Annotated in this window: 13 protein-coding genes and 1 riboswitch; of the genes, 6 read left to right on the top strand and 7 right to left on the bottom strand. The window is 70.4% G+C overall.

The features are described 5' to 3' along the window. Positions 1-116 precede the first annotated feature (116 nt). From ACF1A1_RS14110 to ACF1A1_RS14085, 6 genes are all read left to right on the top strand, one after another. Positions 117-1,424 (top strand): HD-GYP domain-containing protein, encoded by a 1,308-nt coding sequence (locus tag ACF1A1_RS14110; RefSeq protein ID WP_391999774.1) that lies wholly within the window; start codon positions 117-119, stop codon positions 1,422-1,424. Beyond that, positions 1,421-2,734, top strand: coding sequence for an HD-GYP domain-containing protein (locus ACF1A1_RS14105; RefSeq protein WP_391999773.1), 1,314 nt, complete (start codon positions 1,421-1,423; stop codon positions 2,732-2,734). Before ACF1A1_RS14110 ends, ACF1A1_RS14105 begins: the two co-directional genes overlap by 4 nt. Before the next feature lie 144 nt (positions 2,735-2,878). Beyond that, complete coding sequence (locus ACF1A1_RS14100) at positions 2,879-3,859, top strand: tetratricopeptide repeat protein (protein ID WP_391999771.1); 981 nt, start codon at positions 2,879-2,881, stop codon at positions 3,857-3,859. 78 nt (positions 3,860-3,937) lie between these two features. Beyond that, the gene (gene def / locus ACF1A1_RS14095; protein WP_365466180.1) at positions 3,938-4,588 is read left to right on the top strand and encodes a peptide deformylase; all 651 of its coding nucleotides are present in this window, start codon (positions 3,938-3,940) and stop codon (positions 4,586-4,588) included. Between the two features lie 271 nt (positions 4,589-4,859). Continuing rightward, the gene (gene cyc1, locus ACF1A1_RS14090) at positions 4,860-5,969 is read left to right on the top strand and encodes an epi-isozizaene synthase (protein WP_391999769.1); all 1,110 of its coding nucleotides are present in this window, start codon (positions 4,860-4,862) and stop codon (positions 5,967-5,969) included. Next, positions 5,966-7,336 (top strand): cytochrome P450, encoded by a 1,371-nt coding sequence (locus ACF1A1_RS14085; protein ID WP_391999768.1) that lies wholly within the window; start codon positions 5,966-5,968, stop codon positions 7,334-7,336. The genes cyc1 and ACF1A1_RS14085 overlap by 4 nt, the downstream gene beginning before the upstream one ends. Before the next feature lie 22 nt (positions 7,337-7,358). On the opposite strand, the gene ACF1A1_RS14080 is transcribed toward ACF1A1_RS14085, so the two are convergent. From ACF1A1_RS14080 to ACF1A1_RS14050, 7 genes are all read right to left on the bottom strand, one after another. Beyond that, the gene (locus ACF1A1_RS14080) at positions 7,359-8,321 is read right to left on the bottom strand and encodes a GlxA family transcriptional regulator (RefSeq protein ID WP_391999766.1); all 963 of its coding nucleotides are present in this window, start codon (positions 8,319-8,321) and stop codon (positions 7,359-7,361) included. Between the two features lie 210 nt (positions 8,322-8,531). Beyond that, positions 8,532-9,545 (bottom strand): ribonucleotide-diphosphate reductase subunit beta, encoded by a 1,014-nt coding sequence (locus ACF1A1_RS14075; RefSeq protein WP_391999764.1) that lies wholly within the window; start codon positions 9,543-9,545, stop codon positions 8,532-8,534. Beyond that, complete coding sequence (locus ACF1A1_RS14070; protein WP_391999762.1) at positions 9,545-11,938, bottom strand: ribonucleoside-diphosphate reductase subunit alpha; 2,394 nt, start codon at positions 11,936-11,938, stop codon at positions 9,545-9,547. Before ACF1A1_RS14070 ends, ACF1A1_RS14075 begins: the two co-directional genes overlap by 1 nt. Before the next feature lie 122 nt (positions 11,939-12,060). Beyond that, a riboswitch (cobalamin riboswitch) is annotated at positions 12,061-12,220 on the bottom strand. 17 nt (positions 12,221-12,237) lie between these two features. Next, positions 12,238-12,744: a GNAT family N-acetyltransferase gene (locus ACF1A1_RS14065; RefSeq protein ID WP_391999760.1), complete on the bottom strand. Its 507-nt coding sequence runs from the start codon at positions 12,742-12,744 to the stop codon at positions 12,238-12,240. 97 nt (positions 12,745-12,841) lie between these two features. Further along, entirely contained in the window at positions 12,842-14,470 is a 1,629-nt protein-coding gene (mctP, locus tag ACF1A1_RS14060) for a monocarboxylate uptake permease MctP (protein WP_391999758.1), read from the bottom strand. Continuing rightward, entirely contained in the window at positions 14,467-14,733 is a 267-nt protein-coding gene (locus tag ACF1A1_RS14055; RefSeq protein WP_391999756.1) for a DUF3311 domain-containing protein, read from the bottom strand. The genes mctP and ACF1A1_RS14055 overlap by 4 nt, the downstream gene beginning before the upstream one ends. Before the next feature lie 246 nt (positions 14,734-14,979). After that, entirely contained in the window at positions 14,980-15,744 is a 765-nt protein-coding gene (locus ACF1A1_RS14050) for a GntR family transcriptional regulator (protein WP_391999754.1), read from the bottom strand. Positions 15,745-15,921: the final 177 nt, after the last annotated feature.

Raw genomic sequence — 15,921 nt, 5'->3', positions numbered from 1 at the left:
CGAGTCGAGAGCCGCCGTCACCCGAATGTGCTAATCCGCGGGTGATACGCCCGCAGTGCCACCCCCCGCCACCCTAGGCTCCGGAGCCGGAAGCAGGCGTGGTCGGGGGAGGCGACATGGAGGCAGTCCCGGCTCGGGCGCGTGCGTACGTCGTCTGTGTCGCACTCGGTGCGCTGCTCTGTCTGCTCCCCCTGCCGCCGGTCCGCGCGTCCTGGTGGGCGGTCCTGCTGCTCGCCGCGCTGTACGCCGGCGGGGAGCAGGTCGCCCGGCGCCGCTTCGCCGGCACCTTCTACCCCGTCCTGCTCGCCGGGGCCTTCCTGCTGCCGCCGTACGCCGCCGCGCTCGTCCCGCTGCCCGGCGCGCTGTTCTCCGTCGTCGAGCAGCGGCCCTTCCTGCTGCGGCGGATCTGCCGCGCCGCCCACCTGGTCATCGGCGTGTGGGCCGTCTCCCACGTGCACGGGGCGCTGGACGCCCGGGCCGCCGTCGAGGCCTCCGACTTCCCCTACGTCCTCCTGCCGGCCGGCGCCGCCGTGCTGGTGTTCTGCCTGGTGCTCGCCGCGCTCGACGGCGTGATCCTCGCGCTGGCCGAGGGGCTGCCGCTGCGCCGGAGCTGGCGCGGGCTGTTCCTGCGGACGCTCGCCCCCGTAGGGGTGCACGGGCTGGCCGGGCTGATGATGGCCGTGCTGTGGCGCAGCCCCTACGGACCGGTCGCCGCGCTGCTCGTGCTCTTCCCGATGGCCGTGTCCTGGTGGGTGTTCGCGCAGTACCACCGCGAGCGGGCCGCCCACCAGGCCACCATCCGCGCACTGGTGCAGGCCGTCGACATCAAGGACGGCTACACGCGCGGGCACAGCGAGCGGGTCGGACAGGCCTCCATGATGATCGCGCGCGAGCTGGGCATGGACGAGGGACGGGTCGAGGTCCTGCGCTTCGCCGGGATCCTGCACGACGTCGGCAAGCTCGGCGTGCCCACCCGGCTGCTGCGCAAGGACGGGCCGCTGACGCCCGAGGAACGGCGCGTGATCGAACTGCACCCGGAGTACGGGCACGAGATCACCCGGGGCATCTCCTTCCTCGGCGAGGCCCGCTCGGCGATCCTCCACCACCACGAGCGGGTCGACGGCAGCGGCTACCCCTACGGGCTGGTGGGCAGTCAGATCCCGGAGTGCGCGCGGGTCGTGGCGGTCGCGGACGCTTTCGACGCGATGACCTCCACGCGTTCCTACAGCAGGGCCCGCCCGGTGGAGGTGGCCCTGGCGGAACTCCAGCGGTGCGCGGGAGCCCAGTTCGACCCCCGGATGGTGACCGCGCTGGTCCGGGTGATCGCGCGGGACGGATGGCATCCGGTGGTGACCGCCGACGAGACCCGGCCCACGGTGCCGTCCCCGTCCCCGGCCGCCGACCGGCCCGGAGCACGCCGATGACCTCCCGCCGCCCCCTGATCGCCCTGCACGCCTGCGCCGCCGTCCTCGTCGCCGTCTCCCTCCTGGTCACCCTCCGCACGGGCGTCGAGGAGCGGCCGGTCGCCCTCGCCTTCGGCGTGCTGATCGCCGTCGGCGAGCTGTCCCTCCCCCACTGCCGGCGCTCGAGCGGGGGGACTCCCACGGGCGAGCCCGGGCCGCGCGAGGCCGCGCCGCTGGGAGCCGCCGGGTCGCTGTCGTACGCGCTGCTCGGGGAGCACGCCGGGCACGCCACGCATCACGGGGTCGCGCAGGTCGTCTCGGTGGTGGTCGCCGCCTCCCTGCTCGGCAGCGTGCCCCGCTTCGCGCGCGGGCAGGGGCCCGTCCTGGACCACCTGGTCCGGCGGGTCCTGGCCGTCGGCTTCACCGCCGTGTGCTTCCAGCCCCTCTACAACCACGCGGTGTTCGACCGCTGGAGCGGCCCCGCGTACGCGCTGCTGCTGATCGCGCTGCTCGTCCTCACCGTGCTGTGCGACGCCGTGGTCGCCGCCGCGCTCGCGCACTCCCGCACCTGCTGGCCGTTCGCCCCGCTGCTCCGCGACGAGCTGCGGTCGGTGCCCGGGATCGGATCGGCCGTGTGCGCGACGGGCGCGGTGATGGCGCTCGCGGTGGCCGTGGCCGGGCTGTGGGCGCTGCCCGTGTTCTCGGTGCCGCTGCTGCTCACCCAGTACTCCCTGCGCCGGTACGCCGCCGTCCGCGCCACCTACCGGCAGACCATCGCCTCCCTCGCCCGTGCCACCGAGATCGCCGGGTACACCCCGGCCGGGCACGCCCGCCGGGTCGCCGCCCTCAGCCAGGCGGTGGGCCGGGACCTGGGTTTGACGGAGCCCGAGCTGACCGTCCTGGAGTACGCGGCCCTGATGCACGACATCGGGCAGCTCAGCCTCGTCGATCCGGTCCCGGCCGGAGCCACGGCCGGGCTGCCGGTCGCCGAGCAGCGCCGGATCGCGCTGCTCGGCGGCGCCGTCGTCCGGCAGACCGGGGCGAGCGCCCAGGTGGCGACGGTCGTGGAACGGCAGGCCGACCCCTACCCGGAGCAGCCGGTGGCCGCCCGGATCGTGCGGGTGGTCAACGCCTACGAGGAGAAGGTGCGCGACGCCGGCCCCGGCGGGCCGCTCACCGCCCTGGAGCAGCTGCGGCTGGGCACGGGCGGGGACTACGCGCCCGAGGTGGTGGAAGCGCTGGCCCGAGTGCTCGGCATCAAGGGGGCGGCGCCCTGGGGGTACCGCCCCGGTGTTCAGGCCTGGGGGAGTCCCGGACGTGGTGCTGGATGACGGGTGGGCGGCTGTCTGACCCTCCCCGCCGGTGGGTAACCCATGGGTAATGAGCGACCTTCCAGCCACACGTGGTTGGATGCGAGGGAGAGGGTGTCCGGGGGCACTGGCCAGCCCACACCACGGAACTGGCAGGCGGGAATCGTGAGGATCTTCGGCAAGGGACGGCACCGGCCCTCCGCCTCCTGGCGGCAGGCCACCGACCGTGCGTTCACGCTGATCGGCGACGGCCGGTACGAGGACGCGGGCGCGTTGTTGACACGTGCCGCCGATCTGGAGCCCTGGCTTTCGGAGTCCTGGTTCAACCTCGCCCTGCTGCACAAGTTCCGGCACGACTGGGAGCAGGCCCGCACCGCCGGTCTCCGCGCGGTCGCCCTGCTGGACCGGGAGACCGGCGCCCCCGACTGGTGGAACGTCGGCATCGCGGCCACCGCCCTCCAGGACTGGCCGCTGGCCCGCCGCGCCTGGCAGGCCTACGGGCTGTACGTGCCGGGCGGCGCCACCGCCTCCGGCGAGCCCCTCGGCATGGACCTGGGCAGCGCGGCCGTCCGGCTGTCCCCCGAGGGGGAGGCCGAGGTGGTGTGGGGGCGGCGGCTGGACCCCGCCCGGATAGAGGTGCTGTCGATCCCGCTGCCGTCCTCCGGGCGGCGCTGGGGCGAGGTCGTGCTGCACGACGGGGTGCCGCACGGCGAGCGGACCACCTCGACCGGGCACGCGTACCCCGTCTTCGACGAGATCGAGCTGTGGGCGCCCTCCCCGGTACCGACCTGGGTGGTCCTGCTGGAGGCCGCCACCGAGGCCGACCGGGACGCGCTGGAGCAGCTGGCCGCCGACGCGGGCTTCGCCGCGGAGGACTGGTCGTCGTCCGTACGGCTGCTGTGCCGGATGTGCTCCGAGTCGCGGATGCCGGCCGACGAGGGGGACGGCGAGCATCTCGACCCGCACGACCACAGCGAGCCGGGACACCCGGGGCCGCTCGGTCACCGCACCGACGGGCAGCTGTGGGTACCGGAGCGGGAGTGCGGGGTGGCCGCCCCGGCCGCGCTGGTGAGGGGGCTGCTGGACGGGTGGGTCGCCGACAGCCCGGATTCCCGGGACTGGCGGGACCTGGAAGAGGTCTGCTGAGACCACGGCCACTCGTCGCGCCCCTTTAGGCTGTACTCGCAGGTTTTCTCCATGCATGCAGGAAGGCGTACGTCGGTCATGGCGCAGCAGGACACCGATCAGCAGCACGCGGGCGTGCTCCCCGTGGACGACGAGGGCTTCGTCATCGACACCGAGGAGACGGAGGAGCGCGAGCAGGCCTGGCGGGAGGCCGGGACCTCGCGGCCCATCACGGTCGTCGGCAACCCGGTGCTGCACAAGGAGTGCAAGGACGTCACCGAGTTCGGCGAGGAGCTCCAGCAGCTGGTCGCGGACATGTTCGCCTCGCAGCGCACCGCGGAGGGCGTGGGCCTGGCCGCCAACCAGATCGGCGTCGACCTGAAGGTCTTCGTCTACGACTGCCCCGACGACGAGGGCGTACGGCACGTCGGCGTGGTCTGCAACCCCAAGCTCGTGGAACTGCCCGCGGACCGGCGCCGGCTGGACGACAGCAACGAGGGCTGTCTGTCGGTGCCGACCGCGTACGCGCCGCTCGCGCGGCCGGACTACGCCGAGGTGACCGGTCAGGACGAGAAGGGCAACCCGATCAAGGTGCGCGGCACCGGCTACTTCGCTCGGTGTTTGCAGCACGAGACCGATCACCTGTACGGGTACCTCTACATCGACCGTCTCTCCAAGCGCGAACGCAAGGACGCCCTGCGGCAGATGGCCGAGAACGAGCCCCGCTATCCCGTGGTCGCCAACGACTGAACCACGCCCTTCTCACAAGACGCCTGGCCGGGACCGTCCCTGGCCAGGCGTCGTTCGTGTGTCCGACGCACGTTCGACCGCTTATGTGCATCTGCTGATCCATAATCAGTCATACAGCGCGGACTCCCCGTTGGTTGGGGTAGTGAATTAAGCAAATCCGTTCCCAGAACGGTCAGTTGTAGTGCTGAATGGGAAGTGCGGGGATATGCAACGGCGTACGCCCGGCACAGCGGGAGGGGCGTACGTCACTGGCGGCTGAGAGGGGTTGTTCGTGCCAGCTTTCCCATACAGCACCACATACCGCACCACATACCGCACCACAGCGACGGTGACCGCGGTCGCGGTCCCACCCTCGCTGGCACTCCCGGTCATCGAGGCGGCGTTTCCCCGGCAACTGCATCCGTATTGGCCGCGGTTGCAGGAGAAGACGCGCTCGTGGCTGCTGGAAAAACGGCTCATGCCGGCGGACAAGGTCGCGGAATATGCCGACGGCTTGTGCTACACCGACCTGATGGCGGGTTACTACCTCGGCGCCCCCGACGAGGTGCTCCAGGCCATCGCCGACTACAGTGCGTGGTTCTTCGTCTGGGACGACCGGCACGACCGTGACGTCGTGCACGGCCGGGCCGTCGCCTGGCGGCAGTTGAGGTTCCGCTTGCACGCGGCGCTGGACGCGCCGACGGCCCACCTGCACCACGAGGACCCACTGGTCTCCGGACTCGCGGACAGCGTGGGCCGGCTGTTCTCCTTCCTTCCCGGAACGTGGAACGCGCGGTTCGCCCGGCACTTCCACGCCGTGATCGAGGCGTACGACCGGGAATTCCGCAACCGCGTCGAAGGACGGATCCCGACCGTCGAGGAATATCTCGCGCTGCGTCGGCTCACCTTCGCGCACTGGATCTGGACGGACCTGCTGGAGCCGAGCGCGGGACAGGAACTCCCGGACTCGGTACGGAAACATCCGGCATATCGGCGCGCGGCCCTGCTGAGCCAGGAATTCGCCGCCTGGTACAACGACCTCTGCTCGCTTCCGAAGGAAATCGCGGGCGACGAGGTGCACAATCTCGGAATCAGTCTCATCACCCACGAGGGACTGACGCTGGAAGAAGCTGTCGAGGAAGTACGGCGGCGCGTCGAGGAATGCATATCCGAATTCCTGGTCGCGGAGAAGGACGTCTTACGGCTGGCCGACGGGCTCGCCGACGGGACGGTCCACGGAAAGCAGTTGAGCACCGCCGTACGGGCCTGCCTCGCGAACATGCGGAACTGGTTCAGCTCCGTCTACTGGTTCCACCACGAGTCGGGCCGCTACATGGTCGACAGCTGGGACGACCGGTCCACCCCTCCGTACGTCAACAACGAAACGGCAGGTGAGAAATGACCGTCGAGTCGGTGAAACCCGCGACGGCCGAGGCGCCGGAACTGCGTGAGCCGCCACTGGCCGGTGGCGGGGTTCCGCTTCTCGGCCACGGCTGGAGGCTCGCCCGGGATCCGCTGGCCTTCATGACCCAACTGCGCGACCACGGCAACGTCGTCCGCATCAAGCTCGGCCCCAAGACCGTGTACGCCGTCACCGACCCGGACCTCACCGGGGCGCTGGCCCTCAGTCCCGACTACATCATCGCCGGACCCCTGTGGGAGTCCCTGGAAGGCCTGCTCGGCAAGGAGGGCGTGGCCACCGCCAACGGGCCGCTGCACCGGCGCCAGCGCCGCACCATCCAGCCCGCGTTCCGGCTCGACGCCATCCCGGCCTACGGGCCGATCATGGAGGAGGAGACCCACGCGCTCGCCGAACGCTGGAAGGACGGCGAGACCATCGACTGCACCTCGGAGTCGTTCCGCATCGCGGTCCGCGTCGCCGCTCGCTGCCTGCTGCGCGGCCAGTACATGGACGAGCGCGCCGAGCGGCTGTGCGTCGCGCTCGCCAGCGTCTTCCAAGGTATGTACCACCGCATGGTGGTGCCGCTCGGGCCGCTGTACAAGCTGCCGCTTCCGGCCAACCGCGTATTCAACCGTGCCCTGGCCGATTTGCATCTCCTGGTCGACGAGATCATCGCCGAACGCCGGGCATCCGGTCAAAGGCCGGACGATTTGCTGACGGCATTGCTGGAAGCGAAGGACGACAATGGCGACCCCATCGGGGAACAGGAGATCCACGACCAGGTCGTCGCGATACTCACTCCCGGCAGCGAAACCATCGCGTCCACGATCATGTCGCTGCTGCTGGTCCTCGCCGACCATCCGGAGCACGCGGACAAAGTGTGCGCCGAGGTCGAGGCCGTAACCGGGGGTCGGCCCGTCGCATTCGACGACGTACGCAAGCTGACGCACACCAACAACGTCGTCGTGGAGGCCATGCGGTTGCTTCCCGCCGTATGGATATTGACGCGGCGGGCGGTCACCGACACCGAACTCGGCGGGTATCGCATTCCGGCCGGTGCCGACATCGTGTACAGCCCGTACGCGATCCAGCGCGATCCGCGTTCCTACGAACGGCACCTGGAGTTCGACCCGGACCGGTGGCATCCGGAACGCTCGAAGGACATCCCGAAGTACGCGATGCGGCCGTTCAGCGTGGGCAACCGCAAATGCCCCAGTGACCACTTCTCGATGGCTCTGCTCACGCTGGTCACGGCGGCGCTCGCGACCACGTTCCGCTTCGAGCAGGTCGGCGGCTCCGTCGACGCGACCCGGGTGGGCATCACCCTGCGTCCACAGCGGCTGCTGCTGAAACCGCTGCCCCGGTGACAGGTCCGCTTCCGGCGTGCGTTCAGGCGGCCTCCGGCCCCCGGAACGTACGCCGGTAGGCGTTCGGGGTGGTGCCCAGCGCCCGCACGAACTGGTGCCGCAGCGCGGCCGCCGTGCCGAAGCCGGTGCGCCAGGCGATCGCGTCGACCGTCTCGTCGGTCGCCTCCAGCAGGTGCTGGGCGAGCAGGACACGCTGGCGCAGGATCCAGCGGTACGGCGTCGTGCCGGTCTCCTGCTGGAAACGGCGGGCGAAGGTGCGCGGGGACATGTGGGCGCGGGCGGCCAACTGCTCGACGGTGACCTCCTCGTCGAGGTGCTGCTCCATCCACACGAGCACCTCGCCGACGGTGTCGCACTGCGACCGGGGCAGCGGCCGCTCGATGTACTGGGCCTGACCGCCGTCCCGGTGCGGCGGGACGACCATCCGCCGGGCGATCCGGTTGGCGACCTCGGGTCCCTGCTCCTTGCGCACGAGGTGCAGACAGGCGTCGATGCCGGCGGCCGTGCCGGCGGAGGTGATCACCGGATCGTCGTCGACGTAGAGCACGTCGGGCTCGACGATCGTGCGCGGGTACCGCCGGGCCAGCTGCTCCGCGTGCCGCCAGTGCACCGCGCAGCGCCGCCCGTCCAGCAGCCCCGCCGCGCCCAGCACGAACACCCCGGAGCACACGCTGAGCACCCGCGTCCCCCGGTCCACGGCCCGGCACAGCGCGTCGAGCAGCTCGGGCGGGTACTCCCGCACCGCGTACGTGTCCCCGGCCGGCACGGCGATCAGGTCGGCGCTCTCCAGCCGCTCCAGACCGTGTTCCGTGCGCAGCGTGAAGCCCGCGGCGGCGGTCAGGGTCGGCCCCTCCGCCGAGGCGACCGCGAAGTCGTACACCGGCAGCCCCTCGTCGCTGCGGTCGATGCCGAACACCTCGCAGACCACGCCGAGTTCGAAGGGGTGCACGCCGTCCAGGAGGATCACGGCCACGTTCTTCAGCATGCCGCCAGTCTGCCCGGAAGTGGCAGGAAATTGAAGGTGCACGGCAGTCCTGCCACTGTCATGAGCGTCACGGGAACATGATGCTTACCTCATGAACGCACTCGGCACATACCTCACCGTCCTGGTCGTCTTCCTCCTCCTCACGGGTCCGGCGCTCGTGGGACTGGCCCGCGAGCGCCGGATCGACCGTCAGCTGCGGGAGGCGGGGACTCAGAAGTCCTCGTCCAGGTCGACCGTGCCCTCCACGGCGACCTGGTACGCCGACGGCCGGCGCTCGAAGAAGTTGGTCAGTTCCTGAACGCCCTGGAGCTCCATGAAGGAGAACGGGTTCTCCGAGCCGTACACCGGGGCGAAGCCGAGGCGCGTGAGGCGCTGGTCGGCGACGCACTCCAGGTACTGCCGCATCGACTCGGTGTTCATGCCCGGGAGGCCGTCACCGCACAGGTCGCGCGCGAACTGCAGCTCGGCCTCGACGGCCTCCCGCAGCATGTCCGTCACCTGCTCCTGGAGCCGGTCGTCGAAGAGGTCCGGCTCCTCCTTGCGGACGGTGTCGACCACGTCGAACGCGAAGCTCATGTGCATGGTCTCGTCGCGGAACACCCAGTTGGTGCCGGTGGCCAGGCCGTGCAGCAGACCCCGGCTGCGGAACCAGTAGACGTACGCGAAGGCACCGTAGAAGAACAGGCCCTCGATGCACGCGGCGAAGCAGATGAGGTTGAGCAGGAAGCGGCGGCGGTCGGCCCTGGTCTCCAGCCGGTCCAGCTTCTCCACCGAGTCCATCCAGCGGAAGCAGAACTCGGCCTTCTCGCGGATGGACGGGATGTTCTCGACCGCGGCGAAGGCGGCCGCGCGGTCCTCCGGATCGGGCAGGTAGGTGTCCAGCAGGGTCAGGTAGAACTGGACGTGCACGGCCTCCTCGAAGAGCTGTCGGCTCAGGTAGAGCCGGGCCTCGGGGGAGTTGATGTGCTTGTACAGCGTCAGCACCAGGTTGTTCGCGACGATCGAGTCGCCCGTCGCGAAGAACGCGACCAGGCGGCCGATCAGGTGCTGCTCGGCGGGCGTCAGCTTCGCGAGGTCGGCGACGTCCGAGTGGAGGTCGACCTCCTCCACGGTCCAGGTGTTCTTGATGGCGTCCCGGTAGCGCTCGTAGAAGTCCGGGTAGCGCATCGGGCGTAGAGTCAGCTCGAAGCCCGGGTCGAGCAGGTTCTTGGCGTTGCTGGTCATCACTGGCAGGCCTCGCAGGACTCGGGGTTTTCCAGGGAGCAGGCGACGGCCTCTTCGGAGGTCACCTGCTGTGCGGGGACGGTGGCTTGGGCCTGGGCGGCGCGGGCGATGCGGGTCGCCGGGCGCGAGCGCAGGTAGTACGTCGTCTTCAGGCCCGACTTCCAGGCGTACGCGTACATCGAGGAGAGCTTGCCGATGGTCGGCGTCTCCAGGAACAGGTTCAGGGACTGCGCCTGGTCCAGGTACGGGGTGCGGGCCGCCGCCATGTCGATCAGGCCGCGCTGCGGGATCTCCCAGGCGGTGCGGTACAGGGCCCGTACGTCCTCGGGGATCCACGTGAAGCCCTGCACCGAGCCGTTCGCGTCGCGCAGCGCCTCACGGGTGCGCGCGTCCCAGACGCCCAGCGCCTTCAGGTCCCGCACCAGGTAGGAGTTGACCTGGAGGAACTCGCCGGACAGCGTCTCGCGCTTGAACAGGTTGGACACCTGCGGCTCGATGCACTCGTACACGCCGGCGATCGACGCGATGGTGGCGGTCGGCGCGATGGCGAGGAGCAGGGAGTTGCGCATGCCGACGGCCGCGATGCGCTCGCGCAGGGCCGCCCAGCGCTCCGGCCAGGTGAACTCGACGCCGTAGTGGTCGGGGTGCAGGACGCCCCGGGCCGTACGGGTCCTGTCCCAGGCCGGCAGCGGGCCGCTGCGCTCGGCGAGGTCGGCGGAGGCCTCGTAGGCGGCGAGCATGATCCGCTCCGCGATACGGGTGGAGAGCGCCTTGGCCTCCGGCGAGTCGAAGGGCAGCCGCAGCTGGAAGAAGACGTCCTGCAGGCCCATCGCGCCGAGGCCGACGGGACGCCAGCGGGCGTTGGAGCGGCCCGCCTGCCCGGTCGGGTAGAAGTTGATGTCGACGACGCGGTCGAGGAAGGTCACGGCGGTACGGACGGTCTCGTCGAGCCGTTCCCAGTCGAGGTCGCCGGCCGCCCGGTCGACGAAGGCGCCCAGGTTGACCGAGCCGAGGTTGCAGACCGCCGTCTCCCCGTCGTCCGTGACCTCCAGGATCTCCGTGCAGAGGTTCGAGGAGTGGATGACGTGACCCGGCTCGGCCGTCTGGTTGGCCGTGCGGTTGGCGGCGTCCTTGAAGGTCATCCAGCCGTTGCCGGTCTGCGCGAGGGTGCGCATCATACGGCCGTACAGCTCGCGGGCCGGGAGGGTCTTCTTCGCGAGGCCCGCCTCCTCGGCCCCGCGGTAGGCCGCGTCGAACTCCTCGCCCCACAGGTCGACCAGCTCGGGCACGTCGGCCGGGGAGAAGAGGGACCACGGGCCGTCGGCGTCGACCCGGCGCATGAACTCGTCCGGGATCCAGTGCGCGAGGTTCAGGTTGTGCGTCCGGCGGGCGTCCTCACCGGTGTTGTCGCGCAGCTCCAGGAACTCCTCGATGTCGGAGTGCCAGGTCTCCAGGTAGACCGCGGCCGCGCCCTTGCGCCGCCCGCCCTGGTTCACGGCGGCGACCGAGGCGTCGAGGGTCTTCAGGAACGGGACGATGCCGTTGGAGTGCCCGTTGGTGCCGCGGATGAGGGAGCCGCGGGAGCGGATGCGCGAGAAGGAGAGCCCGATGCCGCCGGCGTGCTTCGAGAGGCGCGCGACCTGGTGGTAGCGGTCGTAGAGGGAGTCCAGCTCGTCCTTGGGGGAGTCGAGGAGGTAGCAGGACGACATCTGGGGGTGCCGGGTGCCGGAGTTGAAGAGCGTGGGGGAGGAGGGGAGGTAGTCGAGGCGGCTCATGAGCCCGTAGAGCGCGGCGACCTCGTCGACGGACCGGGCGCCCGTCTCCGCATCGGACACCGTGTTCTCGGCGAGCCCGGCGGCGACGCGCAGCAGGAAGTGCTGGGGGGTCTCGACGACCTTGCGGGTGATCGGGTGGCGCAGGAGGTAGCGGCTGTGGAGGGTGCGCAGACCGAAGTAGCCGAAGCGGTCGTCGGCGTGCGGGTCGACCAGGGCGTCGAGGCGGGCCGCGTGGACCCGGACGAACTCGGCGGTGCGATCCGCGATGAGGCCCTCGCGGTGGCCGACGGCGACGGACTCCGTGAAGGAGGTGACGCCCTGGGAGGCGGCCTCGGCGCGGATGCCGATCGTCAGCAGGCGGGCGGCCAGCCGGGAGTAGGCGGGGTCCTCGGAGATGAGGCCGGCGGCCGCCTCCGTGGCCAGCTCGCGCAGCTCCGTCTCGTCCGCCCGCGCGGACCGGCCGCGCAGGGCGGCGGCGGCGACCCGGCCGGGGTCGGCGTCGGGGAGGTCGGCGGTCAGCTCGGTCAGGGTTCGCAACAGCGCGGCTCCGGGACCGTCGTCCCCGGCCGGTGTCGTGGACGGTGCGGCTGAAGCCGGATCGGCTGGCGCGATGGTCACGTGGGGGCTCTCCCTCGCTCGGCGGGGGCCTGGCGGAGGGCAGGGGGCAGCACACGAGCGCGCACGGCGTCGCGTCCACCGGCCCACTCCACGAGGCCCGGACGTCAGGCACCCGGAACGGTCGGACCGGGCGCACTGTCGGCAGGTCCTCGGACTGAACAGGCGTGCGGAAACACGCAAGTACACCGTTGCGGGACAGTTCCGGATTCGCACCGGATTCCCCTGCGGCGACAGCGAGCATGAGCATACATCTTGTGCCGGGCTGCCGTGCTACCCCCAGATGTTGTGTCGCGGTGGCTTCACAGCGTCAACTTGTAGGTGAGCAGGGTGATGTCGTCCAGGTGCGGGAGGGGGTTCCAGTCCCGCTCGGGTGTGCGGACGAACCCCAGGCGTTCGTAGATGCGGTGAGCCGCGTGCATGGTCCGCTGGGTGGACAGGACGACGGCCGTGCAGCCGGGCGTGGACCGGGCCCGTTCGACGCAGAACCGGACCAGGGCCTCACCGGCGCCCCGGCCGCGCGTTTCGCGGGCGACGGCGAGCATCCGTATCTCGGCCTCGCCCGGGCCCGCGATGTCGGCCATCGGGCCGCCGGACGGTACGAAGGTGACGCCGCCGAGGATCCTGTCCCCCTCCGCGGCGACCAGGACGTCGGCTGCGGCGGCCCGTCCGGCCACGTCTCTCAGGTGGTGCAGGTACCCGTCGCTCTCGCCGAAGTCGAGCAGGCCGTCGTCGAGGTAGGCGCGGGCGGTGATGTCGCCGAGGACGACGTGTTCGGTGGGTTTCACTTCCCGGATGAGGATGTCCATGGGACGAGTGTGGACGACAACGGGCCGCCGTCGGTCCTGCTCGACGGCGGCCCGCTGCGGGTCGGGCTGGTCTCCGGCTCAGGTCACCAGGCCGGCGTCAGTGGCTCGTGCCCGCCGTGGCCGGCGGCAGTTCCACCTGGACGCCCGGGTCGCCGGCGTCCGCGGTGTAGTCCTCCGGGCTCGTCTCGTCGATGCCCTCCGGGGCCTTCAGCGCCTTCAGGACGAAGGTCAGGACGACCGTCACGACCAGGTTCAGGACGAACGCCGTCAGACCGATGTAGCCGATCTCGCCGATGCCGGGGATCTCCTTCGCCGAGCCGCCGAAGTGCTTCTGGGTGGGCGAGGCGACGCCGTACGCGGCCACCGTGCCGTACACCATGCCGACCGCCCAGCCCGCGAGCAGCGCCCAGCGGTGGAACCAGCGCGTGAACAGGCCGCCGACCAGGGCCGGGAAGGTCTGCAGGATCCAGATGCCGCCCAGGAGCTGGAAGTTGATGGCGACCGTCTTGTCCATCGTGAGGACGAAGGCCAGGGCGCCCACCTTCACCAGCAGGGAGACCAGCTTGGAGACGCGGGTCTCCTCCTTGGGCGTCGCGTCCGGCTTGATGAAGTCCTTGTAGATGTTGCGGGTGAAGAGGTTCGCGGCCGCGATGGACATGATCGCCGCCGGGACCAGCGCACCGATGCCGATCGCCGCGAAGGCCACGCCCGCGAACCAGGCCGGGAACATGTTCTCGAACAGCTGCGGGATCGCCAGCTGCCCGTTGGTGACCTTCACACCGGCCGCGATCGCCATGAAGCCCAGCAGGGCCAGCAGGCCGAGCATGAGGGAGTACAGCGGCAGGATGGTGGTGTTGCGGCGGATCACCTCACGGCTCTTGGAGGAGAGGGTCGCCGTGATGGAGTGCGGGTACATGAAGAGCGCCAGCGCGGAGCCGAACGCCAGCGTGGCGTACGTCCACTGGCCCGCCTCGGCCGGCACCAGGGCGCCGCGCGGCTTGTCCGTCGCCGGGTTGACCTGCGCGTAGGCGTCTCCGGCCTTGGCGAAGATGTCGTCGAACCCGCCCAGCTTGATCGGGATGTAGATGATCGCCACCGCGATCACGATGTAGATCAGCGTGTCCTTCACGAACGCGATCAGTGCGGGGGCGCGCAGACCCGACGAGTACGTGTACGCGGCCAGCACACCGAAGGCGATCAGCAGCGGCAGGTCCTTGACGAACCAGTTGGTGTTCTCGCCGCCGCCGACGCCCATCACGTCCAGCACCGCCTGGATGCCGACGAGCTGGAGCGCGATGTACGGCATGGTCGCCAGGATGCCGGTGAGGGCCACGGCCAGGGACAGGCCCTTGGAACCGAAGCGGCCGCGCACGAAGTCCGAGGTCGTCACGTACCCGTGCTTGTGCGAGACCGACCACAGGCGCGGCAGGAAGGTGAAGATCAGCGGGTACACCAGGATCGTGTACGGCACCGCGAAGAAGCCGGCCGCGCCGGCCGCGTAGATCGCCGCCGGGACCGCCACGAACGTATAGGCCGTGTACAGGTCACCGCCCAGCAGGAACCAGGTGATCCAGGTGCCGAACGACCGGCCGCCCAGGCCCCATTCGTCGAGGCTGTGCTCGTTCTCGGCCTTGCGCCAGCGCGCGGCCAGGAAGCCCATGACCGTGACGGCCAGGAAGAAGAAGATGAAGACGGCGAGTGCCACGCCGTTCACGCCGTCGTTCACCGCGACGCACCGCCCTTCGCGGAGGAACGGGCGCGCTGGTCACGCCGCCACAGCGTGTAGGCGACCATCGTGAGAACGGTCGAGATCAGGACCCACGCCATCTGGTACCAGTAGAAGAACGGGATGCCGATGAACTTCGGCTCCACCTTCGCGTACGAGCCCACCCACAGCATCGCCACGAAGGGCGCGAACAGGCAGAGGCCGATGACGACGCGTACGGGCGTCACCACCGGCCCTCCGGACACTTCAGGCGCTTCTGACATCGGGCGCTCCGTCCCCTCGTTGATCACGTGTGCGACGCAGGCGAAATGTAGGTGACGGATAAAGCCCAGCGGAAGACCTCGTCCGGATATCGGTCCCCAGTCTTTGCTCTGGGCGACGGAGCGTACGGACGGTGGGGGCGCGGACGTTCGCGCTACGCATCGGGGGGAATCCTCCCGTCCGTGCGGCGACGGGAGGAACGGGGAGCGGGAGCGGGAGTCGCGCGCACCGCGCGCCGCCCCGGGCACTCAGTCCCGCGGCCGCTTCAGCCTGGCCACGAACTTGTACCGGTCGCCGCGGTAGACCGACCGCACCCACTCCACCGGCTTGCCCTCCTTGTCCAGGGAGTGCCGGGACAGCATCAGCATCGGCAGGCCCACGTCGGTGCCGAGCAGGCCGGCCTCACGCGGAGTGGCCAGCGAGGTCTCGATGGTCTCCTCGGCCTCGGCGAGGTGGACGTCGTAGACCTCGGCGAGCGCGGTGTAGAGGGAGGTGTACTTCACCAGTGACCTGCGCAGGGCCGGGAAGCGCTTGGCGGAGAGGTGGGTGGTCTCGATGGCCATGGGCTCGCCGTTGGCCATGCGCAGCCGCTCGATGCGCAGCACGCGCCCGCCGGTGGTGATGTCGAGCAGGCCGGCGAGGGTGTCGTCGGCGGTGATGTAGCCGAGGTCCAGGAGCTGTGAGGTGGGTTCGAGGCCCTGGGCGCGCATGTCCTCGGTGTACGAGGTGAGCTGGAGCGCCTGGGAGACCTTCGGCTTGGCGACGAACGTGCCCTTGCCCTGGATGCGCTCCAGGCGGCCTTCGACGACCAGCTCCTGAAGGGCCTGGCGCACGGTCGTGCGCGAGGTGTCGAACTCCGCCGCCAGCGTCCGCTCGGGCGGCACCGGCGTACCGGGCGCCTGGGTCTCCGTCATGTCGAGCAGGTGCTTCTTCAGGCGGTAGTACTTGGGCACACGCGCGGTACGGACGGTCGCCCCACCCTCGTTCTCCGCACTGCTGACGTCGGTGCTCATGGCCTGCCTTCCCGGCTGCGGGTGCCAAGCGACCGACATACCCGTCGGCCGCGGCTCACATCGTGGCACGGGTTCGTGGGCGGGGTGTCCCGTGCGGGTGACCTCGCGCGATCCGTGATCCCCTCTGTATACCTTCGGGACCCTTGTTGGTCTAGTCCAGACCGGTTCCGGGGGGCG

Source organism: Streptomyces sp. NPDC014995, assembly GCF_043080745.1.
Lineage (GTDB): Bacteria > Actinomycetota > Actinomycetes > Streptomycetales > Streptomycetaceae > Streptomyces.
This window is presented reverse-complemented; position numbering and strand designations above follow the sequence as displayed.

Coding starts and splice junctions, on each gene's coding strand:
- ACF1A1_RS14110 (WP_391999774.1), top strand. CDS start 117: ATGGAGGCAGTCCCGGCTCGGGCGCGTGCGTACGTCGTCTGTGTCGCA.
- ACF1A1_RS14105 (WP_391999773.1), top strand. CDS start 1,421: ATGACCTCCCGCCGCCCCCTGATCGCCCTGCACGCCTGCGCCGCCGTC.
- def (WP_365466180.1), top strand. CDS start 3,938: ATGGCGCAGCAGGACACCGATCAGCAGCACGCGGGCGTGCTCCCCGTG.
- ACF1A1_RS14085 (WP_391999768.1), top strand. CDS start 5,966: ATGACCGTCGAGTCGGTGAAACCCGCGACGGCCGAGGCGCCGGAACTG.
- ACF1A1_RS14080 (WP_391999766.1), bottom strand. CDS start 8,321: ATGCTGAAGAACGTGGCCGTGATCCTCCTGGACGGCGTGCACCCCTTC.
- ACF1A1_RS14075 (WP_391999764.1), bottom strand. CDS start 9,545: ATGACCAGCAACGCCAAGAACCTGCTCGACCCGGGCTTCGAGCTGACT.
- ACF1A1_RS14065 (WP_391999760.1), bottom strand. CDS start 12,744: ATGGACATCCTCATCCGGGAAGTGAAACCCACCGAACACGTCGTCCTC.
- ACF1A1_RS14055 (WP_391999756.1), bottom strand. CDS start 14,733: ATGTCAGAAGCGCCTGAAGTGTCCGGAGGGCCGGTGGTGACGCCCGTA.
- ACF1A1_RS14050 (WP_391999754.1), bottom strand. CDS start 15,744: ATGAGCACCGACGTCAGCAGTGCGGAGAACGAGGGTGGGGCGACCGTC.